This window comes from Mobilitalea sibirica (genome assembly GCF_015999265.1).
GTDB classification, from domain to species: Bacteria; Bacillota; Clostridia; order Lachnospirales; family Lachnospiraceae; genus Mobilitalea; species Mobilitalea sibirica.
This window is the reverse complement of record NZ_JAEAGR010000003.1, coordinates 333,547-359,626: the sequence shown is the minus strand read 5'-3', so window position 1 is coordinate 359,626 and position 26,080 is coordinate 333,547. Positions and strand designations below refer to the sequence as shown.

Sequence of the window (26,080 nt, the reverse complement as noted above, 5' to 3'; positions counted from 1 at the left end):
ATATTTTCACACTGCATCATGCGATGCTGTATGCTTATGCGGTGTTAGCAGCCGTTTCCAGCTGTTATCCCCCTGTATGAGGCAGGTTACCCACGCGTTACTCACCCGTCCGCCACTAAGTTATTATCATTCCATCCGAAAACTTCATAATAATAACTCCGTTCGACTTGCATGTGTTAGGCACGCCGCCAGCGTTCATCCTGAGCCAGGATCAAACTCTCATGTTTAAGTGTTTGAACCAGTCAGATAAACTCTAGCCTTGATTAATCAATTCTGATTAATCGTTACAACCTAATGGTTGTTCAAGCAATCCTGTTATCTTTACTGTTTTTGTGGTGTATCTGTTATTGATTACTCAATACCAAATACGGTTCGTAAAGTATTATCGTCTCTGACGAGACACTAATACTTATAATGAAAATCTATTTTTGGAGCCATGTGATAACTCCATATTTTTAGAATTTTCAGGGTTGTTTCACTGTTCAATTATCAAGGTTCATTTAATTATTTATTATATCTTTATGATACTTTGCTGACACGCTTCGTTTTGCCGTCAACTTTTTTAGTATATCATGACCGTCGTTTTATGTCAACCACTTATTTTATATATATTTTATATCTTGAAATTCTGTGGTCGCTCCTCAACGGCGGATTTTTATTTTACATAAAGAAACGAATATTGTCAAGAGCCAAACCGTATAATTTCATTAGTTTATTTCTTCCAATCCCACTTCCTCTAATTCCTCTGCATCTATGTTTAAGGTATGAAGGGCTCTCCTCTTTCTTCTGGCTTCTTCCGATGAAAGCATTATAAAATCTTTTATTTTGCTTGCATTTTTAATATGATATAACACCAATTCGGGATGAGTCGTATCGCCTGTGTAACATATGATTGTCCCTAATTTAAACATTCGCTCGGTTAAGCTTCTGGTTAATCTGACATCCTGAATCTTATACATGAAAGCATCATCTTCTGTAATACTTAAGAATCCGGTTGTAATCGTAAGCTTTTCTTCCGATATGGAATATTTTGTGAAGCTTAACGGTTATCCAAATAATTTTGTTCGTTTTCTTTCTACAAAGTTCATATCCCGACCCCTTTATATTATTTGATTTTAATGATTTCTGTCTTATTATCTTTGGATGCAATTAAGTTAATATCTGTCATGTCAATATCCTTAGATACTTCATAAATAAGAAGAACCTCTTCTTTGGCACCTGCTTTCATTGATATGTCCAGATACTGCAAGTCGTTTTCCAGCAGTGTTAGTAATGGTTTAAAGATAGAACCAACATTAATATCTAATTGATATGTGATTTTTGATTTACTTAAATCAATTCTCTTTAGATCCTGTGATTTATTCTCAATTAAAAATGAAACAACCAGTAATTGATTCCCTTCTCTAGGAGTCAATGAAAAATATGCATTGGTTAAATCCTCCGGATAATATTCCGATAGTTTATATCCGATATATTTTATATCGACATCAGTCAGGCCTGTTACTTCAGCTAAAGTATAAGTGTCAGCTACACTATCTTTCTCATTGGTATTTTGATCGCTTACATTACTATCTTCTAAGACAGGAGTTGGTGTCGGAGATACATTTTCCTCTTCCTTGGTATCAACCTCTTCCTCTTTAAGCTTTTCCAATTCATTATATGAGGGTAACGACGATTTATAATCCTCATCCTGTTTTAATATTAATCCTGCCATATATTCCGCAGCTACTTCACTACCCTGCTCTGACAATTGATACTTCTTTATACATCCTGTTAATGACAGCACGGTTATCAGCATAATCAATAAACCCAGTTTTCTCATTTGTAGATGCCCCCATTTCTCACTGATGTTCATAACAACCTTACGAAATAATACAAGATACTACAGATATCATCTTAACACTATTTACGTTATTCGGCAACAAAAATAAACGTTACAATTAGTAAAACATCCCTTTTTCCATGGGTATACATATACTTGGATAATCTTATTAATGAACAATATTATTATGAGTATAATTTCCGATAGCATATCTGAATATTATTTGCATGTCTCGAGAATCATCAGAAAACTTTACCTTTTAAATATCCTATATTCTGTGAAAAACTAATGTCGGGAGTATTCGTACAAGCGACATAATCTTTACAACATTCTACTTCTACTATCTCTAAACCATTCTTTTCATATATATTGCTCAATATATTTGATTAAAAAGTTGCGCCACAATAATGAAGGCTTCCTGATCTGTCAAACAACAAACACAAGAAGCCTATAATTACTCTATATTAATGTTTCGTCGATACTAAATCTTAGTATCCAGCTCAAACCAGAATTCCACTCCAGCCTGACGGTTAATGACTCCGCATTCCTTATTTAATGAATTCATGATTGCTTTTACTATGGATAATCCAATTCCGTTGCCTCCGTATTCTCTGGTTCGGGCCTTGTCTATCTTATAAAACTTGACCCATATCTTATCCAGTTCTTCTTCCGGAATATTATCACCGGTATTAAATACCGCTATCCTTATTACATTCTCCATGTGTATCAACTTGATTTCTATGATATTCGGGTCACTGACATAATGAATTGCGTTACTTATATAATTTGTAACCACCTGTTCTACTAAGAACTCATCTGCCCATACATAGATCGGTTCCTGCTTTTCAAAGCGTACTGTTATCCCTTTTTGCTTGAATAATATCTCTGATGTCTCTATAACAGAGGAAATGAGAGCAACTATATCAAATCGTTCAAAATTCACCTGGTTATTACCAAACTCAAGCTCATTTAAGGTTAACAGCTTTTTCACCATCTTGTTCATTTTATCCGCTTCATCCATAATGACTTCACAGTAAAAATCACGGCCGGCCTCATCATCCTCATGAATGTTTTCTTTCAAACCTTCCGCATAACCCTGTATCAATGATAGAGGCGTTTTTAATTCATGAGATACATTGGATAAAAACTCCTTCCTCATCTCATCAATCTCTGTTTTCTTCTGAATATCAGTTAAAAGCTCATTGTTCGCTTGCTTTAGTTCAGATATGGTAGTCTCTAATTTATCCGATAGGGCATTGATGCTATGTCCAAGTTCTCCGATTTCATCCTTGGACTTCACGTGATACTTTACATCAAAATCTAACTCAGACATTTTCTTAGCAATACCTGAAAGTTCAAGTATTGGTTTTGTGAATTGTTTGCTAATAATCAACATGACTGCAATCCCAATCAACACGGACAATAATCCAATGTAAGCCAGAAATTTATTCGCTATTACAATACTATCCTCGATGCTTTCAAAATTTGAACGCATAATGATCGTCTTACCATTACCCAGATAGCCGAACAGATCAATGTATTTCGCATCCAGCTGACTGTCATAAAGAGTAAATATCCCATAATCCTCGGAATCATGAATCAGCTTTCTATATTTGATCATAGAATTCGAACCGGGTAATAGATATTCCATTAATAGTAAATCCTTCTGAGAGGATTCCCTTTTCCCGATATTACCGGGTTCCGGATAGATTAAGGAAAACAATTGATTAGTATAACTCATAAATACACTGATATTAACATCGTAGTTAGAAGCCAACCGTTCCATTTTCTCTGTATTATCATCTGACAGATAAAGCAGTCCCTCATTTGAATTATAGATGCTTTGTATTTTATAATACGCTTCATTTAAATTATCTTTTTTCGTACGCAGATAATAATCATCTAAAAATGTACGGTTAATAAACCAGATTAAAAATATCGTAAATACGATCAGTGCAATCAATAAGAATGTGATTTTAACTCTTATGGAGTGCTTCATGAATCCACCTCAAATTTATAACCCAAACCCCAGATAGTTTTAATATAATCTCCTTTTTGTCCCATCTTACTTCTCAGCTTCTTAACATGGGTGTCAATGGTTCTAGCATCTCCGAAATAATCATAGTTCCATACATTGTTTAGTATCTTTTCCCTTGATAAGGCAACGCCTTTATTCACAACAAAATAAGTTAGTAATTCAAATTCTTTGAAACTCAAATCAACATTTTCCCCATCAATCTTAACCTGATGAGCTGCTTTATCAAGAACGATACCTCCAATTTCAATCACATCCATGTCAGTTGCAGACGTTCTTCTAAGTACAGCCTCAACTCGGGCTACCAGTATTTTAGGACTAAAAGGTTTTGAGATATACTCATCCACGCCCAGTTCAAATCCCAATAACTCATCCTTTTCATCACCTTTAGCTGTCAACATAATAATCGGAACCTTTGAGTATTGTCGGATTTCTCTGCATACCTGCCATCCATCCAGCTTTGGCATCATGATATCCAATATGATCAATGCGATATCTTTATTAGAAAAATAAGTATCGATTGCCTCTTCTCCATTTTCCGCCTCAATCACATCATAGTTTTTTCGTACCAAAAAGTCTTTTACAAGCTTTCTCATTCTACTTTCATCATCTACTACTAATATTTTCAGCTTTTCCATTTGGCACCTCCATCTGTAATCAGAATTTTTATCCTATTGTAACACTATAATATGAAAGAATTGTGAAAATAATATATTAAATTATTCGTCCTCTTCTCTTTCTCTTAACGCTTGTTCTCTTGCGTCTAATTCTTCTTCCCAGGCTGCATATTTATCAATAATTTTTTCTTCATACTTTTGAAAGACGTTACGGTTACTGAATATGGCGATGCCAATCATGATTGCTATGATTAAAATCAAGAATAGGTTGATAATTCTGGAGTTTCTATGCCTAATCCGATATTCCTCCGATAAAATTCTGTATTTATTCTCTTGGGTATGTTCCAATTGGTTTTTGTATACTTTCCCAAAAATCTTCTTTTCTTCCTTAACAACTTTTATGTCGGGAAGCTTATCCTCACCAATAATTCCTTCTTTTAGAATTTTATTCTGAAGTTCTTTTAAGAAGCCATATCCCACCACAGTCTTCAAAGTTTGCCGTTCTACTAGCTTATGATAAAGCTTGAGAACCTTATTACGGTCGTTCAAATCCGTATTTGCCCGAATGTATTCTATGGTTTCGGCTTCCCTTTTGGCTTCCTTATACTCTTTGATATCTGTAAAGCTATATCCGGATACCTTATATTCATTATCTTTCATAGTTATCCTCCCAGAAACACCATGTTCTGTGAATTTTTATCGTACTTTAAAATCATTTTTCATTAATAAGAAATAATATCGGTGTTATCCTATAATGCCTCTTTTTCCTAATGAGGAGTCGAAATTTTTCTTCGTGTTTATTAACCACGTTCCTGTGGATAGGTTAGTCCCCAATCCGCTCTAATTTCATCCATGATTTTCATAATATCCAGAGTATCCTTTAAAGGTACAACCTCACTTTCCAGCTTCCCTTCCCTTAAACAGCGGTTAACTTCCTCCGCTTCATACACATAACCGTTTACGGCAAAGGGTTCCGAAAAAGACTCCACCAGATTATTTTCTGCATCATAAAGCATCGCAGTTTCTGCCATCCAAAAGTTTGGTACCACAATTTTACCCTTATCTCCTACGATAACCGCATCTTTTCCGGTATTTACTGCTACTGATGAGCTTAAATCTGCCAAGATACCTTCCTTATATTTAAAAATAATAACATTTTGCTCATCCACATTACTTTTACCGATCACTGCACTGCTGATGATTTGGTCCGGAAGCTTCTCCATCATATGTGTTACATACGTAATCGGATAAATACCCACATCAAGAAGCGCTCCTCCTGCAATGTCCGGATTAAAAAGACGGCTGTTAATATCAAATTTTGTATAATATCCAAAGGATACTTTGTAATGTTGTACCTCGCCGATTCTTTTATCCTTCAGCCAGCTTTTTACCTTTCGGGTCGCCGGAAGGAATTTCGTCCACATGGCTTCCATCAAAAACACCTTATGTTCCTTAGCCAAAGAGATTAAATACTGTGTTTCCTTCTGATTTAAGGTAATCGGTTTTTCACACAAGACCGCCTTACCGTTTTGTATACTCATAGCTGCGTTATCTTTGTGTTCAGAATGAGGTGTTCCGATATATACAACATCAACATCCGGATCCTTCACCAACTCTTCGTAACTTCCATAGGCCTTTTTTATCTTAAACTTCTCAGCAAAATCTTTTGCACGGCCCAAATCTCTGGAAGCCACTGCTGCCATCTCTGTATTCTCAATTGAACTTAATGCTGTTGCGAACATTGTTGATATCCAACCTGTTCCGATTATACCCCATTTGATTTTATTCATAAGATTACCTTCCTTACATTCTTTATAATTTTACTACATATACCAATTGTTTCTTTATATTATTTTACTATTGTATATAGTGAAAAGCAAGTATACATAACATGAAACAAAACATTAACATGAAAAAATAATAAGGCTTTTGGCAACTAAGTATCATTTTGCCAGAAGCCCTTTCCCTTTACTAACCGGTAAGCAATACATCCTTTTTAGGCGTAATATGTAATATAGTTGATATAACGCCTTAACAATGCTATGCATATAATATTTGATATTCATAATTGTCTTCCAGAATATGATATCCCACTTTTTCATAAGCACGGATTGAGATCACGTTCTTTTTATCTACAAACAAGGTACAAAATTCATTTCCCTTTTCTAATAGATCTTTACTCATGTAATAAATATTGGCGGCTGCATAACCCGTTCCCCTGTGATCTTCCGGTGTAAATACATAACTAATCGCTACCCCATGCATAAGCTGTCTGGTAGCTATTGCCATTGACACCACCTTTTGTTCCATATTTTCATATATATAAACCCTTCCATCCTCTATATATCTCTTTGTCTTTTCCAATGCAGCTTCGTAATTAATCTCATTTGCCAAAGCTTCTATTTGAAATTGCACCATCCAGTCAGCGATTAATTTGACTTCCTCCATTGAAGCCGTCCGATGGACACCTTCTACCGGTTTTATATCATTGACCTCCCTGACTTCCATAATATCCATTCCCAGTTTCTCAACAAAAGTACATTTAACCATCTTTACATACTCCCCAAGAAAACTTTGGCATATATCAAATCTAGCGTTGAGTCCTGTTAAAGAAATATGGTTATCACTTAAATATTTTGCCAGTAAAACAGTTGCTGTTTCTAACCTTTCTTTATCTATACTTCCCGCATATATAGCCATATTCTTTGGTGTAACATTGCTAAAATGTAATAGGGGTACTTTCTCATCATCTAGTACTACTCCAAACATACAATTTTCTGATGCAATTACATGCAGATTATTGTGGGCATTATAAAGAATGAGCTGGCTGACTGCTTCCTGTTCTAACAAAACCTCTTCATATGCATTTAAATAATCCTTGGCACTATCAAAGACTTTCACTACCATATAATTTCCTTCTTTCTGCTTGGTCACTGGTCAGACTTCTTTCCTATTAATTTTCCCCTTCTTTACCATTTTAAACTTATACACGGGCAAAGACCTAAAATTTTTACCTTATGAGTGTTATGTGCTTGTCATGTTTGCTATTTCATTATAAACCTACTTACATTAATTTACAACCTGGTATTGTAAATATATCCAATACGCTTTATAAACCTTTATACAAAAAAGGCAGTTATCAATCAGAATGAGTTATTAATCTCCTATCTAACTGATAACCGCACCTTAATGAATCTAAGATATTATACTCAGGTTATCTTATCTTTCTATTTTTTTCTTATTCGATATAATGATAACTCCACCAATCATAGCTGCTCCGCCGGCAATCAACAATATAATAATCGGTGCAGAAAGCATATTCGCTGTACTCTCTTCCTCTGGGTTACCTGTAATTACATTTGTTTCTGCAGATACTGTGCGGATCACATCGTCGGATTCGATAGTGTCCACAGCAGTGGTTTGATAAATAACGGAAGGATCTTCAAGATTACCGTCCTCTGCAGAAGTAATCTGGATTTGAACTTCACGTTCGTCATTTATCATCTGATCTTTCAGCAAATCTTCAGTCGCCATATCCTCTCCGGCTGCACTGGATACCGGTGTGTCAGGAGCCGGATCTATAACTGCATCGATTGTTCTCGGCTCTGACATCGTGTTGTCTACACCTGCATCCGGAGCTATCTGTGTTGTATACAACATAACATCTTCTGCAGCGACTACTTGAACCGCATCCTTACCAAAGATTTCGTAAAGATAGTTCGCGTTCTCTTCACTATAAGGGGTAATACCTATCTCAATAAAAGGATCAGCAATGCCTGTGAAAACCACTTCAAAGCCTCTTTCTTCAATATCCTTCACGTGCTCTTTGAACAGATAGATATCGATTTCACTTTGTTTTTCAATTAGATTTTGATCGATAGCCGCTATCTCTCCCCTACTGGGCATGGATCCCTCACCGGATTGCGCAAAAGCTGTTCCTGTATATAATGCTGATAAGCATAATCCTATTGCAAATGACTTCATTAATTTTGATTTTAACATTTCATCTTCCTCCTGATTTTACATTCTATATATTTCATAGTTTCATTCATTCTTCTTCCAAAAGAATTATTATTCTAAATTACTTAATTAAATTATCATCTTCTTTTGTAACTCTTATTATGTATTCTCTTTTGGTACCGAAAGAGAATAACATTATTACCTCCTTTCCATGTCCTTTATAAAAATTAGACGCAATGATACAGATTTGAGTTCCCGTATTTTATCACAATTTGCATGTTAATTAATGGAATAGGATTGTTAGTTGCTCTTTGTCTAGTCAACACGAAAAAATAGGACGTCACCTACGCTGGCGAACATCCCTTAAAGCTGAAACCTTGAGATAAAGCAGCATAGTAACATCCTATTTCATTAGCAAATTATAAATATTCTATTTCTACTAAACAGCTGACAGATAAGATTTATTCTATCACAGATAAACCCACTCTATTTTCATAGAGACCTGCCAGTATGAGTTTGAATAGATTTTCTTGCAGATTATTCACTTAAACTATCGCATTCATATATTCTTGATATCTCTCCCCAAGGGTGATATCCGGCACCGATATAAGTCCATCCATAGCGTTCATAGTATCCGATATGGTCCGTACACAGATATACCTTAGAAAACCCCAGCTTCTTCGCCTCAAATCTTGCGTGATGTAACAGCTGAGATCCCAATTCCTTACCTCGTTCACTTTCTTCGATATACAAAGCGCATAAATAGGGAGATAAATCCTGTCTACTGACAAAATCATTCGTAATTAATCCGTAACTTCCTATAATTTGATTATCTTTTAGCATCAGATACCAGCGGGGAAGTTTACTCTCCGTTTTTAAACTGTTGGAGATACAATCTTCATATATAATTCTTTCAATACCCCACTTCGTCGAAAAATAATCAACTGCTTTTTCTAAATATTCAGGTTTTTCCCTGACTGCAATTATTTCATAACTCATACTAAATACCTGCTCTTTCTATTTTCAATTTAGCTTACAAAAGTAAACCCTCATAACTTATCCTTATCGTCATATCTAAATATTCCTACATCTCAAAAAGTATATCGGATAAGAACGGTTATAGCGATAGTTCTAAAATATTGATTTAATTAAAAATTTGTATCGCCTTATCATCAATCCTTCTTACTACGCTGTGCGTATATTCGGTAAAGTATTTCAGCCAAAATCCACGGGCGGTGGGATTAAAGCTTTCACAATCCACACCAAGCAGTGAATATCCTTCTTTCTTTAAGATAGATATCATATAAGAAAGAAGTTTTTGATAGATACCTCTGCCTCGGTATTGCGGTAGACAATATGCACCACAGATATTTAACATCCCTGGGTTCAACGTAATAAAGTTCTCTCCCTCGCTCTCGACCTTGATATATGCAATGAGCTGCTCTCCATCTTTGACCGCAAAGTAGCGGGTCGTTTCTGAGGTTCGATGATATAACTGATCATTATTAATCTTAGGAAATTTCATAAAGCTCGGACTGGAACCCAAATGATAAATTAGCTGATTATGAAAATCTAATAAGCTACTCCAATCCTCTCTTTCCACTTCCAGATACGCAAGAGTCTCTTTATCTCCATATCCTTCCACTTTGAGATCAGCTGCAGGTAATTCCTCCATTATACGGATGGCATCAATACATCGAAGGCCAAAGCCATTATAATAGAAACTTTTTAATGCTTCTTTATCATGGGTATAGAATGCAACGGCATGACTAAGAATGCCTGCTTTAACCCATTTGTCTGCTGCAGCCTGATACAGCCTGGAATAAATTCTGTCTTTATCTGTTCCTATCACCCCATGCCCATGAATAGGGGAAAATGTCCCCAATACATTCGTAGTACCAAAGGCATCCTCTCTCGGTGAAAATGCACCTAAAAACCCAATCAGCCTTCCCTCTTCCTCTGCTACAACACCTAATTGATTATCAGCAAAGTGTGATATCTCCGGGATCTTATCCATCTTAGGTAATATGGGCACGTGTTTTCTTTCCTCTTCATAATTTTCCATAGCTATTGCAACAGCCATGTCAATATGACTGTGATTAAAATCTTCTATTTTCATAATCTTATTCCCCTTTTGCTATCTTCAATAATCTCATTATCTTTTACCTCCATTTTTGTATCTGACTTTTGCATCTTTGTTAATTTTTTTAAAAAACTCTTTCTTATCTTTTAGATACGCCGCTTTATCTTGTGTATATTTTGCCTCGTTTTTGATCTGAAGATAATTTTTCCATCTTTTTTGCTCCAAAGTACCTTCTTCAATTGCAGCAAGAACCGCGCAGCCCGGCTCGCTTCTATGGGTACAATCAGAGAATTTACATTGTAAGAACAGATCCTCAATATCTGAAAATGCTTCGCCCAGTCCTTCTTTAATGTCCCACATTCCCAGTTCTCTCATTCCGGGTGTGTCTATTATCATAACTCCGGAATCCAATCGAATTAATTGCCTATGGGTTGTCGTATGGCGTCCTTTGCTATCATCCTCACGAATTGAATTTACCTTCATGATATCTTCTCCTGCTAATGCATTCACTAGAGTGGATTTTCCAACACCTGAAGAACCCAGAAAAACGATTGTTTTACCCGGTATCAGATACTCTCTAAGCTGATCCAGTCCCATACCTGCCACTGCGCTAACGGCTATGACATCAACTCCGATCGCCTGGTTCTTTAATCGACTAAGCTGTTCACTATAATCTTCCACCAAATCAGCTTTTGTTAAAATCACAACCGGTATGCCTCCACTCTCCCAAGCAACTGTAATATAGCGTAGAATTCTGTTAATATTAAAATCATAATTCAAAGATGCTAAGATAAATACATAATCAAAATTAGCAGCTACCACCTGCTCTAATATGGTTTTTGCATATCCGGCAGCATGACCGGAATAATCCGGACGGGAGAATTTTGATCTTCTTTTGCATACCTTTAAAATCTGGGACTCGCCCTGCTCATTATACTTTAACAGTATAAAATCACCTACCGCCGGAAATTCCTCTGCCGAAACAACTTGATTTAATAACGATCCTTTTAGTTTAGCGTTGCATTCCCCATTTGGGGTTATTACTTTATACATTTCACGATGCACCTGCGTTACTCGTCCATAGAGTATGCTTTGATGCGACTCCCTGTCTACATCTGACTTATGCATCCCATTCTCAAGATTTCTGCATAACCCATCTTGAAAGCTGTTCACTGTATCTTTATTCATATCATCATCGATATAATAATCCTTTATCAATCCATAATCCTTTAAATCTATCATTGTTTTCCTCCATAAATCCTTGAATATATTTCTGTATCATAACTACATTTAATACATTTCTATCTACGTTATTTTCACTCATAACTCATCTCTCCTTTCAATACAAATAATCGAATAAATCAATAAAATCAGCTTAAAAGCTTAATAAAGGGCATAAAGATACCGCAGAAAGCAGCCAAAACGATACTGTGATCCTGCGGTACGTTATTAGGGATTAATAAAACAAAGGATTCTCTTGCCTACTTTATAGACGAATTTGATTTAAAGCGGCATAAGAATACCTTTGTATAAAAAAAACACACCCTAAAGTGTGCTACCATCATAGTATTCACGAAAGGTTACTAAACACGGCATCACTAAAAAGAGGTCAATAAACCTCATTAACTAAGTCTTAGCTCTGCCCCATATTCTGTTTTAAGCTGAAATCACCATTAAATATGCACTCATTAAAACAGCTCCTTTCAATGCATTCAATTGATGAATGCGATGGAAATATAATGTAATATCGTTGTTATTATAATCTATATTTTCCCATATTGCAAGCTCAATTTTAAACGGTATCCAATCAATGATATCAATTCAGATACCGTTATGGATAACTTTCCACTACCGTGACTCCTGTATTAATAAACTCAGGACCGGTTTCTTTCCCTAATATTGCTGCTACAGCTTCCGCCATACCAAGATAACCCATAGTATATGGGTTTTGATCAATAAGGGCATCAAAGCTCCCATCCTCAAGTAACGGCAATGAAACATCCGTTAAATCAAAACCAATGGTAACATAGCGTTTGTCATTTGCTCTATTCGCATAGCCTACACCAAGACTGGTACCTTCGCTTGTTCCGAATAAACCTACCAAATCCGGATTTTGGGCAATGATTTGTTCTGCTGCTTCCTGCGTAACCTCCGGTCTATCCAGTGCTGTATATATGGTTTCAATAAGATTAAACCTTTCGTCTAATTCCATCATTTCACGAAATCCCACTTCCCTTAGTCTGGTATTTTCTTTGTCGGCCAAATTAACAATTCCGATGGATCCGCTTTCAACACCTGCTTCATCCAGATTCCTTAGCATGGTCTGGGCCGCAATAACTCCGGCTTCATAATTGTCGGTTGCTAAAGTAGTTATTGCTTCTTCATATGCCGGTGTATCAACATAAATTACTTTAACACCTCTTGCTTTGGCATCTTCCACCGGTCCCGATATTTCCTTAGGATCATCCGCAGCAATTAACAATGCATTCGCCCCATCTAACACAGCCTCATTAATAATTTCTATCTGTCTCTCCGTACTTCTCACTTCCGGAGCCTCCCATATATAATTTATGCCGATTAATTCTGCCATGTCAGCTGCTCCTTGGTTTAAAATACCCCAATATCGAAATCCCTGATCTACCGTTACCAAATAGACTGTATAAAAAGGAATTAAAGACATTGATGTTTGTTTTGACTTAATAAAATTAAATTGATGCCATACAACAAAAAGAATAAAAGCTAATGTGATGACAACAAAATTTATAATTATTTTTTTATATATCATCATAACCGACTTTCCTTAAGGTCTGTAAATATTCTCAGATACCTCATTATCATACTGTTTATACAATATATTCCATGGGCAGTCGATTATATTACAACTCTGGAATGCAAGAATTATTCAGATATAACCTTAATAAATAAAATAGCCAGAACCAATAAAATAATGGGTTTGACTACTTTATGACCGTTTTTCATAACAAGACCGGATCCAACATAATGGCCGGCAACACTAAAAACAGCTGCCGTTATTCCAAGACTGAATAATATCTTTCCATTTATTAAGAAAGTTGCTAATGCAGCTATGTTCGAAGCCAAATTCACTAATTTTGTATTACCCGAAGCAACTTTAATATTCATTCTGGCTAGGCCGGTGAAGATTAAGATTAAAAACGAACCTGTCCCAGGACCGTAAAAGCCATCATAAGCTCCTACAAAAAATGAGGCAAGACAGGCTATCAAATATACTTTATTTCTAGAAAGTAGATTCCCACCGGTATCCTTCTTCATGGATTTGCCCCTCATAACATAAACAGCAATAATAGGAAGGATTACTATCAGTATGTATTTCATAACCTTTTCATCCACCATTAGAGCCAGATTGGCACCAATAGTAGATCCAATTAACGCAAGGACTACAGAAGGTATCGCTACTTTCCAGTCAACAAATTTATTCTTGCAATACCGATAAGTCGATATGGTAGTCCCTATAGCAGAGGATAATTTATTCGTTCCTATGGAAAAATGTAGCGGTACTCCTGCGAATAAATAAGCAGGCAGGGATATTAACCCTCCCCCTCCTGCAATTGAATCAACCAAACCTGCCAGAAATACCAAAGGGCAAACAATCAGAAACATCTCTAAAGTAATTTCCATTATAATTCTCCTATCTACTATAGCTCACGATTTTGAACGTCGTACTAATTTATCTTATGGAATTATCTTAACTTTCCATCCGTGTTCCACACTATCTACGTGAATCATCGAATCCTCTTATTCTTTATCATCTTTTATCTGTCAACGTTCAGTCAATATTTGATAACATGAAATTTAGTATATATTGACGTCTATCTAAAGTCAATAAAGTTATAATTCAAATTTCTCAACTATTTACTTCTACTTATGCATATATATTTTATGAGTAAGGATACCCAGGAGGTATTTTATTTGGAGAATTATGATATTACAGAATCACTTCTATTTGAACATCGTTTCTGGCTACAGATAATGGGTGATCATGCGAGGTTTATCTTCTTTTCGTTGGCACCAAATGAAGTTGAATATTTACAGCGGGCTCAAGATTTCATTATTAATTATGATCACCTTTTGGAGCAAGCCCGTAAACAGCTTTCATCAACAGAACTTGATTTACTAAACAGACAGGTTTATCCCCTTACGTTTCAATTCAGAGAATTCAAGTTATTATTGCTTTCACTTTTATTAAATTCAGATGTCAAGCTCCATCTACCCCCAACCTTCATTAACGATATGCTAAATGAGCTTGAAGAGTATCTGTTAATTGTAAATACCCTTGTTGATGGACAGCATGCGAGATTTCATCCTTTACATTACCATAGGTTATGGTTAGTAGATGCCATAGGTCATGCAGCCAGTGTAACCTCCAATTTGGACTTGATTGAAAAGGATATGATTGATAAAAGTAATTGCTTTGAAGCAAAATTTTCTGATCTTAACTTAAAAGCCATAATAATGAACGGATATCTACGAACGCAGATGGATCAATTTCCGTCTTTAAGCCGATTTAATGAGCAGGTAGGGGAAGCCGTATTACTATTTAAGGAGTTTTTGGAGGACATCCGTGACCAAAGAATGGATGGACGAATCTTAGGAACCATATTCCCCTTGATGGCTGATCATATGGCACGGGAAGAATGTTATTATCTATGGAAATTATCTCAAAGCGCAGGATTGATTAAGAGACCTGATTGTGACCCTTTACATGAGAGAATTGAGGCCTGAGAACACTGAGAAACAGGCTTACTATGCATATGGTTTCGAAATACTATACATCTATTATAATTCGTTTTTCCATATGCATAATCAGCCTGTTATTTCGCAACACGCTCTCGCTTGAATGAAGTACGTAGTGGCACATAAGACCGAAAACACGCAGTCTAAGTACCAACGACTTCATAACAGTTGCTCACTAAATTATGTTTGCATCCCTCTGCATAAAGAAAGAGTATGTGCAAATTGACGAATCCAAGTTTGATAAAAGGTTTTTTGACACACTAATCATGATAATTAAACTCTCTGACATCCACCACAATAATAGATGCTACCTCCTAAATATGCTTCCTTTTGAATTATTGTTTTACATACCGGGCATTCCTTTCCCAGAGTGTTTTTACTCATCTTGGTCTGATAACCACCGATCTGTTGAAACAAATCTTTCTCCGTGTCTCTGCCACCTGCTTTTATCATATCTTTTAGGGTAGTTTTAATTGAAGAAAACAGCCTGTCCTTATCTTCCTCAGAGAAGGCTTTTATCTTAGTCTTTGGATGTATTTTAGCATAATATAAAATATCTTGTAACACACCATTACCAATGCCCGGGATGCGCTGCTCCGTTGCTAAGAAGGCCTTTGCACTTAACTTTTCCATCCCCGGCATACTAAGGATACTTGTAAAATATGCTCTGTTGAATTCATCTGAAAGGAGCGAGGGTTTTTCCTTCGCAACAAGATAATAGGAATTATCAATCTCACCTTTCGGATAGCATAAAATTCCGCCATACATCTGAACCGAGGCACTGATTGATGACAAGTCTTCAAATTCAATCAGCAGCTGATGCTTAACAGCTCGTTTTTCATTTTTATCATGATACTTAAGAGAGATACCGTCATTTAACAGAAGTACTCTATCCTCTATTACTATTTCAACAAAGCTTCCATGGGAATTTGTCTCACTGATCTCTTTCCCTATAAGTAAAGATGGATATTTTTCGGGGTCATCGGTAAAGAAGGCAAATTTATGAGGAGACTGTCCCACGATAACATCTTTTATCTTTTTCCCCACTATAGTCTGTTTTAATTGCTCCGCTAAAATTGTTGATTCTACTAATTCAATCATGATCACACCTCTTTCAAAAAAATATTTGCTTCTATTATCTTTCTTAATTTCCATTCATTTAGGATCGACTTATACCGTTCATAATATTTGTAAACTTGATTATAGAATCTATAATCTGACAGCTATATGTCATATTTACATGACTTTTTATTGAAAATAATAGTGTATTTTCCCATTGTGTTCAAGAATATAATATATATCTTATAGAAACCATTAGTTTATAAGATTTTCCTCAAATAATTTTTAAGCTCATTAAGCAATACTATACTAATAAAATAATGGAGGTATTATGATGAGTAAAATACTGTATTTAAAAGCAAATCCGAAGCCGGAAGGAGCATCACGGACATTTCGTATCTCTGACAGTTTTATAAAAAGCTATAAGGAAATTCATGCGGAAGATGAAATTATTACTCTTGATTTATATAAAGAAGGAATTCGGATGTTAACCAGTGAAGATATTGATACGGTTTTCGGACCAAAAACCGAGGAAAGCAATTCTCATCCAATCCTGAAATATGCTTATCAATTTGCACAGGCTGATAAATATATTATAGCAGAACCTATGTGGAATCTAAGCATTCCTGCCATACTAAAAGCTTATATTGATTATATCTGTGTAACCGGTATCACCTTTAAGTATACAGAGCAAGGACCGGTCGGCTTATGCCAAGGCAAGAAAGCAATTCACATCACATCCCGGGGTGGGTCTTACTCCGATGGCCCCGGAGCAGCTTATGAAATGGGTGATCGGTATCTACGTACCGTCTTTGGATTTTTAGGAATTCAGGATTTTACCACCATCACTGCTGACGCACTGGATGTAATCGGCAATGATGTCGAGACTATTATAACTAACGCAATAAAAGAAGCGGAAGTAAAAGCGAAAAGCTTTTAACTAAAAGACAAAAATCTTTCGAGTATCAGAATACTTCGTTGACAGCTAGGAATGATATGCCTATTAAAGTAATTCAATGAATAGAATTATAATTTACAAAGACATACTGTCACCTATCAATTACTGTAGTAGAATCAAAAACATGATAATGGACGTATTTTATGCTAAAATTTCTATGAAATTAATACTAGGCTGCCATAAACAAATCATAAATTAATACAACATAAATAATTATATTCTCACATAAGATATAACATAGTTTGGATTATCCTTTAGGAGGAACTATGGACTTTCAGCAAAGCAGAACCTATAGTAATCTGATGACGGCATATGAAGATGAACTTATGGCAAGTGCAAGGTATGAAATATTCGGAGAAATTTCCCGAAATGAGGGATATATAGAGATAGGAAATGTATTTGAAACTACTGCAAGAAATGACAGACAGCATGCTCGTACCTGGTTAAGAGTGATGAATGATGGTGTATTACCCACTACAGCTGAAGCTCTTGAGGAATCTGCTCAAGCAGAAACTTTGGCAGGTAATGAGATGTATCGGGAATTTGCCCGTGTTGCCAGAGAAGAAGGTTATAATGAAATAGCGGCTCTTTTTAACGGTGTTGCTAATATTGACTTAAATCACGGGTTAAGATTTCGTGAATTATATGAAGAAGTTATACGGGGTGATGTATTTTGCAAGGATAGAGCTACTCTATGGATCTGTATGCAGTGTGGTAATATTATGTCCGGTGAATGTGCTCCGATAATCTGTCCGGTTTGTGGCTTTCCGCAAGGCTATTACAGACTATACAGCAGAAATATTGATTTATAACAATTTCGATTACTATAAAGCATAAGAAAAGTGCGAACCTATATTAGATTATAGCACTTTTCTTTTTACTTTACTTTTAGGTTTTACGATATCATAACTTTCCGAAATCATCCTTTTTATATCAGTCTCTAATACAGAGCCATCAAGAATAATTGTATTCCAGTAACGCTTATTCATATGATAGGCAGGTATAATCGATTCATAAGCAGTTCTCCAAAAATCAATCCAAGCCGGATTGCACTTAATATTAATCCAAATTCTATCCTGCCTTTCGTAAATAAAGGCAAAGGCCTTCTTATTACCAAGGCATCTCATAACTGTCCAATTATCATCATGAAATGGATAATCCTCATAAACCTTAGGAAATGTCAAACAATACTCTACTACGCTTTTCCTCGTCTGCATATTTATCTCCTAAACCAAAGTGTCATCACTTGCCCATTCATCTGGGTTGCGTCGACATTAAAACCGGTTGCCTCGGCAAGCCTGCAGAAATATTCCGTACTTTGTTCTTTCTCTATCCAACGGGTTCCATATCCTGTTTCAACGTTCTTATGCGGAAGACAGAGTTTTAACGGAACAACATAGATATCTTTGAGTCCTCCATCATAGGGTGGAATGGTTATGTCCCAAACCACGAACTTTCCTCCGGGTTTTAAGACTCTGAATACTTCAGCAAATACCTGTTGATGATCACAATTTGGAATAAACATAAATGTAAAGAATGAGGTTATGGCATCAAAAGAAGCCTCTAAAAATTTCAGTTCCTTGGCATCCATTACGACTTTTAAAGGTCCTTCGGAGGCTTCCTCAAGCTCCATAGGATTTGGGTCAATGGCAATTACTCTGTCTTTAAATATTTGGCCGATAATCCCTTCTCCTCCGCCTCCTATGTCTAATATCCTTCCGGGTAAAACCAGTTTCTCCAGGGATACTTCCTGTGTTTCAATCCGATAAAGTCTCTCCTCTGCTATTTGATGCTCCTCCGGCATACAAACACCTCCTCTTTCATTACTCAAATCCTATGTTCAGACTTCGCAAAATAAGTCTTTATATACAATATGTCGCAGTAAACCACCGTATTTCTCCGTCGTTTTTACAATTTTATATCCCCTATTCAAAAAATTATTTAGACTATATCGATTATTGGGATATACCGTAGCCATACTATAATGTAGACCTTGGTCCCTTATTAGCTTCTCTGCTTCATTCAATAACTTAACATGAAGTCCCTTCCCCCTGTAATTAGGTAGGACCGCCACCGTCTCAATATGTGCAACCTTATGAAGTTCCGTTTTAGACATACTGATATCATATCCCAGATTATCATTATCACTTTGAGGTATTCGCACCGCAAGAAATCCCACTACCTTTTCTTCACAGGATGCAAGAAGTGTAAACCCTCTTTCAATAATATGCAGGCTTGTTATCTCTTTACTATCAGGACTAAAATACAGATTATCCTCCAAAGCTTTTGCGACGATTGTTGTGATTTCATATATTGTATCCAGATCCTCAGGTTGTGCCAAACTAATATTAATTTGATTCATCTATTCTTTTATCCTTATCCTTTTTCTACCAGTTATAGTAACATAACTACCGGTTATATTCAACCCGGATTATTCATGGAACATGCCTTAGAGGATGAAAGACGAAGGTTAGATGAGGTATGGCTTCATGAATAATCTAGGTCAATTATCATTTACTTATATAACCTAAAAATGTTAAAATAGAATATCCAAAAAACCCCACCAAAAACTTAGAATTGACTTATCTATTCAGTTGTTTTAGAAAACTTAAAACTTTTTTAATATAGTGTGACCATTTCATATATTCAAGTGTTTTCATAGTGAAGGGAGGTTATTATGGATCAGATAGAATGTAGCGAGCTATGGAATACAGAAAAATTCATATACGAAAAATACCAATCTTATAAATCTTTTCTTTTTCGGATTGCTTTTTCTTACGTAGGCAACAAACAGGATAGTGAGGATATACTGCAAGAGGCATTTATCAAACTTTGTTATTATGCACCTGACTTTTCAAGTGCTGAGGATGAGAAACGTTGGATCATACGGGTTACCATTAATCTGTGTAAAAATCATCTTAGGAGTTTTTGGTACAAAAACAAAGTAAATATTGATAATCTAGAGTCATTTGCCTATGAGCCGAAAACAGAAGAAGTAATCTTAGACCTCCTTCGGTTGCCTGTAAAATATAAGTCCGTGATTCAATTATACTATTTTGTTGGTTATAAGGTATCAGAAATTGCCGAAATTCTGAATTTAAGTGAATCCGGGGTTAAAATGAGACTAAAGCGAGGGCGGGAGTTATTAAAAATTGAATTGGAGGATGCCAAATGAGAGAAAATGAGTTCAATAAAACAATATCACAGATAGATACTGATGCTTTCATGGACAAAAGGATTACAGAGCATCTTCTTGCTTATGAAGAAGGTTCTGTAAAAAACAATAAGATAAAATGGCGCGCAGAATCCCTTATAAGACGAAAGAAAGCTTTCCTATCTTCTGTAGCCAGAGTAGCTGCTGCATTCATATTTTTTTTCGTAATGGGAATAGCTCTGGTTTGGTCATCCGGATATTTCAAACGTACCTCTCCCGGTAATGCAAACTCAGTAAATCCCAAGTTGGCTGAAAGTTCAGATGATGATTTAGAAACTATAATGGAAATGATAGAACCTGCCACAGAAGAGAATACAGCACAAGCGATAGAGCCTATGAAAGAGGAAATTGAAGCAGATTTTCTCCCGAAAGATATGAATGCAAAAAAAATCACCACAAAGAATTATCGTGGTGGTAGAAAAATAATAAACGGTCCTTTTGTGGTTGGTTACAGAATTGGGCAGGAACCGGATGAAGATGTAATAAAAACCATCCTAGATAATTGTGATATCTATCCGGGAGATGATGCTTTTGCCGAAATAGGCCTTCCTGATATAACCCCGACACATCTCATGAACCATTATCTCTTAGATAAAGACGGTTATGTGTATAAGAAGGAAGAATACGATAATCGTACACATGAATATATCAGAGCCTTCTTTACTTATGATTCAACCCTTAATAAAAAGGTCTATCTATTCTATTATCCGGTTGACGCATCAATAGAGGACATTAGATTTATTTCAAATGATGATTATGATATTGTAACTTCTGATTATACAACAAAAAATGGATTAACCTTTACCTTAATTGATTATCAGAAAGAAAGACATTTTAATGATGCAAAAATCATGTTTGACAGTGAGACTTTGGGTAATGGTATCTATACTTTACAATTCTCTCCCGGGATGACACAGGAGGAAATAGAGGAAATACTAGAAAGTGTACCAATTGATGCCGATGCGATAACCATCATCCAACCAAAGTATGAAGACATCTCATATGAAGATCCGATTGTATTCAAAACAGAATAACCAATCGTAAAACATTCAAAAATCCATTCAATCATCTATGTATATTTCTGTTAGAACTACGAAAAACTATGCATGTAGCTTATTAACTATAATTTTTGATTAAAGTGTCATAAGGAGCTGCAATTATTTTAGATATAATCTATGTATTTGTATGCCAGTATACCTATATGCTTAGAAATAGCTTGTATTTACACTTTAATCATGTACAAATTAATATAAGGAGCATAATATTATGGATAAGATGAATGATAATAAAGGAACCCCAACAAAACGTACCGGTTTAAAAAACAATTCCGGTTCCATGAATACCTCCAATGAATCCGGTAGTTCGGGTAATGAGGTTGGGCAGACTTCGGAATACAATCAACCCAATCCCTCCATTGCATCCCCTTCTATTCCGGATGAGATGCCTGCAAGAGATGTAAGATAAATTATGTAGTAAATTCGAAATGTTAACAATTACATTGAATATTCCTCAATATCTTCATAACAGTTGGAAATAATAAACCTGAAAGTTAGAGTCCTAACGCTGTTTCAAGAAAGTGAGGATATCGGATGTACAAAACAAAATTATGTGGTTTCGCATTAACCGGTTTAATTGGTTTTATTGGATTGAGTCCGATTACTGCTTATGCAGGTGATATGAGCACAAAATCGATAACACTGTCAGAAAAAGATCAAAATAATCAAGATAAAAAAACTGCTATGAAAGAGAAGGTACAAAAAGCCAGAGAAAAATGGAATACTCTAACAGATAAGCAAAAGGATGAAGTTTATCTGTTAATGGAAAAAGAAATGCAATCCAAGCTTAATTTGATGGATAAATTGGTTAAATTAGGTGTTATGGATAAGGATGAAGTTGATAGACTTAAAGTCCGAATGACAGAGAAATTCAACCATATGAAAGAAAGTGGTGAGTTTCCCTTTCCAAGGAAATCATCTCATAAAAATAGCAGATAATTAAGATTAATTCGGATAGGTTACGGTAGTTACTTCGTTAGGAATCTACTTTCATGAATGAATTTATTTGATGGATACTTTAATGTAAGAAGAAATGCTAATTCTTAATAAAAAAAGACGGAATATAAAGACTCTAAACATACTATATGGAGAAGTAGATTTATGTGTACTCCTTCTAGTGTGTTGGAAACTCTATATTCCGTCTTTACATATATCAGCTATAGATTCAACTGTCTATTTTGTTTTATAGTTTATATTTGTTTTCATGTTCACGATTCTACTGGAATATAACGAACAAAACTAGTTTTTCATAGTGTAATTCCCGGTGATATTGCCAACAGTTGCCGTTCGATCAATAAACAGCGTACCATTACAGTCGAGATGATCTATTTTACAATATGGTCCAATAGTAATATCTCTTCCGTTAACTGTACTAACGGTTACATCGCTTAATTCAATCGTAGTTGCTTCTATTAACTTTATATCAGACTTTTCTCTTTTAAAGAAATTCACTATTCTCTTTCCGTGATAATGAGAGTTTATTCTGATACGATCACCAAAGATTTCCTTCGCCTGAATAAACCCTTCTGCATTAATGAAATCTGCCGAAATCTCCCCACCGGCTTTTATCACACCTTCACAGATGATTTCTTCCGCTTCTATTTTTGCATCTCTTCGGACGGATACTACACCTTGCACATTGATTCGTTTTGCCCTAATATTCGCTGTAAAATCAGCTACACCTTCACAGTGCAGATGTTCAACCTCTATCTCTCCAGAACAATTAAATACTCCTTCAATATAGATGTTTTCAGCCTTTACACCACTGGAGCAGCTACCTACTCCTTCCACATTAAGGGTACGAAATTCTCCACCGTTAATTTTGCCGATACCTTCTAAACTAAAATCCTGCATACGAATCCTCCAATCTGATTAAATGAATTTGTTATCATATTTAATTTTAATCTTATCTGCAACCTCACTAAGTGATAACCGGTCAATAATCTGAATACCACCATCAAAATCCAACGATAGGGAACTTGGAGATATAACCATGTGATATTCCTCACCAACAGAAAAAACTGTACATGTGATGTTGGTACTCTTTTGTTTTGAAACTACAGGGATACTGTAGCCAATCAGTTCTGCACATTGTTGATTGGTTAATCCGGCTTTTGTTGTACTCTCAGACACTGCAACTATAAAGACCACATCAATAAAGTCATAATAATCATTTTTATAGATCTTTGGTAGCAATTCAAGAAGACCTTTATTTATTTCCTCTATTTCGTATAAATCCTTGATCGTGATTTTAGTTAGAGAAGTTTCCGGAGATAAAATTTTCGCAAGTTCCTCCAAGGAATACTTATCCTTAAGTTCCAAGATTGATTTTACTCTGCTTAAAATCTGTTCCCTGGGAAAGAAGGTTTCCTGACCGGTATAAGCAGATTGTTTGATAAACCACTCTTCCGGTATCAGCCGCTCCCTTTTCCAACGGTATAACTGACCATAGGATATTCCTGTGATTGCCAACAGATCTTTTTTAGATATTAAATTCAAATCATCACCTCTTAGCGTAACATTGTTTTGTTCTGTGATATTAATGTAACATAACATTGTTACGCTGTCAACGCCTTATATGGTATTTTTTTTACTAATCGCTCTGCATATAAAAAATCCCGTAAACTTATAACAGTTATATGCTTCATTTCAACCTTTCAACATGGTAATCATTGGAAACCACAATTCAGTCACAATTTATTAATATATTTATGTTATGATAAAAATATCTCAAAGCTTTACAAGCAATAACAAATCAAATTCTGATAATTAAGATATATCAGAAACCGATATAATTAAAATCAAAACATCTTCTTGTAAGATATTTGTATATACCCCAAATAATCTATATATGTTATTATAGTTATCTATGGATTTAATACTATCCTTTTATATGGTTCATAAAAGTTATGTTAATAAACCTTAGAAAATAGTTCAAATTTCACATAAGAAAGGAATGAAATTATTTTGATAAAAACCTATATCATGCTTATTCAGTTTTTATTTTTATCTGCTTTTTCTAAAGAAGCATATCATTATTTGGATCAAACCGTTAATGTAAATACATATTACAATGGAATATATATTGATGATATCAATCTTGGAGGGCTCACCATAGATGAGGCTAAAAAACAGTTATCGGAAGCCAGAAACACCAATCTAGATGAATTTGAGATTAAACTTGAATATGATAACAAGCTATGGTTATTGGATTATAAAGATATTGGTGCATCTTATGACATTGAGGAAAAATTAAATCAGGCATATCAACGTGGAAGGATGGGTAGTCTATTACAAAATTTTATTGCCCACAAGCATATCAATTCTGTTGGATATGAATTAGAAACCGAATTTTTCTATGATACGGTACAATTATCTGACCGGCTGAAAGAAATTGAAGAAGAACTTTATATAGAACCAAAGGATGCTACTATTGAATTTAAACCCGATGCAAAGCAAAAATTTCTCATAAAGAATGAACATAATGGACTTCATGTTGAGGTATCAGACATTATTACAGAAATTCAAGATAATATCGCCAATGGTATTTACAATATGCATTTTAATCTGGAGGGAGAAGTATTAAATCCCAGCGTCAGAGCTTCTGACTTTATCGGTAAACATGAAAAAATAGTTACGTTTGGAACAGATCTATCCAGAAGTGCTGAGGGTCGAACCTTTAATATAGTGAAAGCTGCATCCGAGTTTAACGGTATGGTTGTATACCCGGGACAAGTAGTCTCCTTTAATGATACTACCGGTGAACGACATCCTTCCAAAGGCTATAAAAATGCCCCTATGATATCAAACGGACGATTTGTAGATGTTCCTGGTGGCGGTGTGTCTCAAACCTCCACAACCTTATACAATACGGTTATAAGAGCAGGACTTGAGGTCTTACGATACAAAAGACATTCTATTCCTTCTTCTTATATTGAGATGGGCTTAGATACTACGGTTAATTATAATCCTGAAATTGATCTAGAGTTTAAGAATACAAAAGACAGCCCAATCTATATCCGTTCTTTCTATAAAGATAAGAAAGTTTTCTTTGAAATTTATGGAGAACCATTTCCAAACAACGGAGAACTTAGGTTTAGATCGGAATTAATTGAAACAATTGAAGCTCCTAACCCAACGATTAGGAAGGATACTGAGGGTAAGTATGTTCAATACGCGAATGAGGAATTTGCTTATCGTGAGTCAAGGCCCGGCTACAAAGTCAAAGTTTATAAAGAATTATATGAAAATGGTGAGCTTGTTGACAGTTCCTTATTCGATACTCATTATTACAGACCAATAACGGGAATTACTTATATCGGTGTTAAGGAGAAAAAAGAAGATTGACAAAAATAACAATAATATGGTAAAGTATTTTCGTTAAAGGGGAGTAGCTTACAAGTTATAAAACCAACAATCGGCTAAATATTAGTCTGGTTTTATACTCCACATGGATAGCAAGACCTTTAGTAGGATTATAATATATATAACCTGCTAAAGGTCT

Annotated in this window: 28 protein-coding genes, 1 rRNA gene and 1 pseudogene; 9 read left to right on the top strand and 21 right to left on the bottom strand. The window is 35.4% G+C overall.

Annotated elements, in window-relative coordinates; translation table 11 throughout:
• The 15 genes and pseudogenes from I5677_RS05195 to I5677_RS05130 all read right to left on the bottom strand — a co-directional run.
• Window positions 1–227 (bottom strand): 16S ribosomal RNA (locus tag I5677_RS05195); the annotation flags it as partial.
• A gap of 480 nt (window positions 228–707) precedes the next feature.
• Window positions 708–1,025 (bottom strand): annotated as a pseudogene (locus I5677_RS05190) (PH domain-containing protein); the annotation flags it as partial.
• An 80-nt stretch (window positions 1,026–1,105) separates the two neighbouring features.
• Window positions 1,106–1,822 (bottom strand): hypothetical protein, encoded by a 717-nt coding sequence (locus I5677_RS05185; protein ID WP_197660507.1) that lies wholly within the window; start codon window positions 1,820–1,822, stop codon window positions 1,106–1,108.
• 481 nt (window positions 1,823–2,303) lie between these two features.
• The gene (locus I5677_RS05180) at window positions 2,304–3,821 is read right to left on the bottom strand and encodes a sensor histidine kinase (RefSeq protein ID WP_197660506.1); all 1,518 of its coding nucleotides are present in this window, start codon (window positions 3,819–3,821) and stop codon (window positions 2,304–2,306) included.
• A complete protein-coding gene (locus tag I5677_RS05175) occupies window positions 3,818–4,495 on the bottom strand; it encodes a response regulator transcription factor (RefSeq protein ID WP_197660505.1) in 678 nt (225 codons plus the stop codon). Before I5677_RS05175 ends, I5677_RS05180 begins: the two co-directional genes overlap by 4 nt.
• A gap of 81 nt (window positions 4,496–4,576) precedes the next feature.
• Entirely contained in the window at window positions 4,577–5,134 is a 558-nt protein-coding gene (locus tag I5677_RS05170; protein ID WP_197660504.1) for a hypothetical protein, read from the bottom strand.
• A 140-nt stretch (window positions 5,135–5,274) separates the two neighbouring features.
• The gene (locus I5677_RS05165; RefSeq protein ID WP_197660503.1) at window positions 5,275–6,264 is read right to left on the bottom strand and encodes a Gfo/Idh/MocA family protein; all 990 of its coding nucleotides are present in this window, start codon (window positions 6,262–6,264) and stop codon (window positions 5,275–5,277) included.
• 250 nt (window positions 6,265–6,514) lie between these two features.
• A complete protein-coding gene (locus tag I5677_RS05160; RefSeq protein ID WP_197660502.1) occupies window positions 6,515–7,381 on the bottom strand; it encodes a GNAT family N-acetyltransferase in 867 nt (288 codons plus the stop codon).
• 312 nt (window positions 7,382–7,693) lie between these two features.
• Window positions 7,694–8,476: a hypothetical protein gene (locus tag I5677_RS05155; RefSeq protein WP_197660501.1), complete on the bottom strand. Its 783-nt coding sequence runs from the start codon at window positions 8,474–8,476 to the stop codon at window positions 7,694–7,696.
• 495 nt (window positions 8,477–8,971) lie between these two features.
• Complete coding sequence (locus tag I5677_RS05150) at window positions 8,972–9,433, bottom strand: GNAT family N-acetyltransferase (RefSeq protein WP_197660500.1); 462 nt, start codon at window positions 9,431–9,433, stop codon at window positions 8,972–8,974.
• A gap of 145 nt (window positions 9,434–9,578) precedes the next feature.
• Window positions 9,579–10,553, bottom strand: coding sequence for a GNAT family N-acetyltransferase (locus I5677_RS17160; protein ID WP_243456498.1), 975 nt, complete (start codon window positions 10,551–10,553; stop codon window positions 9,579–9,581).
• 36 nt (window positions 10,554–10,589) lie between these two features.
• Window positions 10,590–11,759, bottom strand: coding sequence for a ribosome small subunit-dependent GTPase A (gene rsgA, locus I5677_RS05140; protein ID WP_197660499.1), 1,170 nt, complete (start codon window positions 11,757–11,759; stop codon window positions 10,590–10,592).
• Entirely contained in the window at window positions 11,710–11,841 is a 132-nt protein-coding gene (locus I5677_RS17310; protein WP_279380742.1) for a hypothetical protein, read from the bottom strand. Before I5677_RS17310 ends, rsgA begins: the two co-directional genes overlap by 50 nt.
• Before the next feature lie 507 nt (window positions 11,842–12,348).
• Window positions 12,349–13,305, bottom strand: coding sequence for a substrate-binding domain-containing protein (locus tag I5677_RS05135; protein ID WP_197660498.1), 957 nt, complete (start codon window positions 13,303–13,305; stop codon window positions 12,349–12,351).
• A gap of 110 nt (window positions 13,306–13,415) precedes the next feature.
• The gene (locus tag I5677_RS05130) at window positions 13,416–14,174 is read right to left on the bottom strand and encodes a sulfite exporter TauE/SafE family protein (RefSeq protein WP_197660497.1); all 759 of its coding nucleotides are present in this window, start codon (window positions 14,172–14,174) and stop codon (window positions 13,416–13,418) included.
• Between the two features lie 291 nt (window positions 14,175–14,465).
• On the opposite strand from I5677_RS05130, the gene I5677_RS05125 reads away from it, so the two are divergent.
• Window positions 14,466–15,278 (top strand): DUF2935 domain-containing protein, encoded by an 813-nt coding sequence (locus I5677_RS05125; RefSeq protein WP_197660496.1) that lies wholly within the window; start codon window positions 14,466–14,468, stop codon window positions 15,276–15,278.
• A gap of 285 nt (window positions 15,279–15,563) precedes the next feature.
• Here I5677_RS05125 and I5677_RS05120 read toward each other — a convergent pair whose 3' ends face one another.
• Window positions 15,564–16,391: an endonuclease VIII gene (locus tag I5677_RS05120; protein ID WP_197660495.1), complete on the bottom strand. Its 828-nt coding sequence runs from the start codon at window positions 16,389–16,391 to the stop codon at window positions 15,564–15,566.
• Window positions 16,392–16,683: 292 nt separating this feature from the next.
• Between I5677_RS05120 and I5677_RS05115 the strand changes: the two genes are divergently transcribed.
• A complete protein-coding gene (locus I5677_RS05115; RefSeq protein WP_197660494.1) occupies window positions 16,684–17,289 on the top strand; it encodes an FMN-dependent NADH-azoreductase in 606 nt (201 codons plus the stop codon).
• A 284-nt stretch (window positions 17,290–17,573) separates the two neighbouring features.
• A complete protein-coding gene (locus I5677_RS05110) occupies window positions 17,574–18,119 on the top strand; it encodes a rubrerythrin family protein (RefSeq protein WP_197660493.1) in 546 nt (181 codons plus the stop codon).
• Window positions 18,120–18,167: 48 nt separating this feature from the next.
• Here the strand turns inward: I5677_RS05110 and I5677_RS05105 are convergent, their stop codons facing one another.
• Genes I5677_RS05105 through I5677_RS05095 form a run of 3 tightly spaced genes read right to left on the bottom strand, consistent with a single transcriptional unit; the run spans window position 18,168 to window position 19,669 of the window.
• On the bottom strand, window positions 18,168–18,524 hold the full coding sequence (locus I5677_RS05105) for an MmcQ/YjbR family DNA-binding protein (protein ID WP_197660492.1): 357 nt from the start codon (window positions 18,522–18,524) through the stop codon (window positions 18,168–18,170).
• A gap of 2 nt (window positions 18,525–18,526) precedes the next feature.
• Entirely contained in the window at window positions 18,527–19,111 is a 585-nt protein-coding gene (locus I5677_RS05100; RefSeq protein WP_197660491.1) for a class I SAM-dependent methyltransferase, read from the bottom strand.
• Between the two features lie 36 nt (window positions 19,112–19,147).
• A complete protein-coding gene (locus I5677_RS05095) occupies window positions 19,148–19,669 on the bottom strand; it encodes a GNAT family N-acetyltransferase (protein ID WP_197660490.1) in 522 nt (173 codons plus the stop codon).
• On the opposite strand from I5677_RS05095, the gene I5677_RS05090 reads away from it, so the two are divergent.
• From I5677_RS05090 to I5677_RS05070, 5 genes are all read left to right on the top strand, one after another.
• Entirely contained in the window at window positions 19,661–19,804 is a 144-nt protein-coding gene (locus tag I5677_RS05090; RefSeq protein WP_197660489.1) for a hypothetical protein, read from the top strand. The genes I5677_RS05095 and I5677_RS05090 overlap by 9 nt on opposite strands.
• A gap of 180 nt (window positions 19,805–19,984) precedes the next feature.
• Window positions 19,985–20,482 (top strand): RNA polymerase sigma factor, encoded by a 498-nt coding sequence (locus tag I5677_RS05085; protein WP_197660488.1) that lies wholly within the window; start codon window positions 19,985–19,987, stop codon window positions 20,480–20,482.
• On the top strand, window positions 20,479–21,555 hold the full coding sequence (locus tag I5677_RS05080; protein WP_197660487.1) for a hypothetical protein: 1,077 nt from the start codon (window positions 20,479–20,481) through the stop codon (window positions 21,553–21,555). Before I5677_RS05085 ends, I5677_RS05080 begins: the two co-directional genes overlap by 4 nt.
• 232 nt (window positions 21,556–21,787) lie before the next feature.
• On the top strand, window positions 21,788–21,985 hold the full coding sequence (locus tag I5677_RS05075; protein ID WP_197660486.1) for a hypothetical protein: 198 nt from the start codon (window positions 21,788–21,790) through the stop codon (window positions 21,983–21,985).
• Window positions 21,986–22,110: 125 nt separating this feature from the next.
• Window positions 22,111–22,515, top strand: a complete 405-nt coding sequence (locus I5677_RS05070) for a DUF2680 domain-containing protein (protein WP_197660485.1) — start codon at window positions 22,111–22,113, stop codon at window positions 22,513–22,515.
• A 300-nt stretch (window positions 22,516–22,815) separates the two neighbouring features.
• On the opposite strand, the gene I5677_RS05065 is transcribed toward I5677_RS05070, so the two are convergent.
• A complete protein-coding gene (locus I5677_RS05065) occupies window positions 22,816–23,430 on the bottom strand; it encodes a hypothetical protein (protein WP_197660484.1) in 615 nt (204 codons plus the stop codon).
• A gap of 18 nt (window positions 23,431–23,448) precedes the next feature.
• Window positions 23,449–24,075, bottom strand: a complete 627-nt coding sequence (locus I5677_RS05060; RefSeq protein ID WP_243456497.1) for a DUF4004 family protein — start codon at window positions 24,073–24,075, stop codon at window positions 23,449–23,451.
• Between the two features lie 486 nt (window positions 24,076–24,561).
• Here I5677_RS05060 and I5677_RS05055 point away from each other — a divergent pair, with 486 nt between their 5' ends.
• A complete protein-coding gene (locus I5677_RS05055; RefSeq protein ID WP_197660482.1) occupies window positions 24,562–25,923 on the top strand; it encodes a VanW family protein in 1,362 nt (453 codons plus the stop codon).
• The last annotated feature ends 157 nt before the right edge of the window (window positions 25,924–26,080 follow it).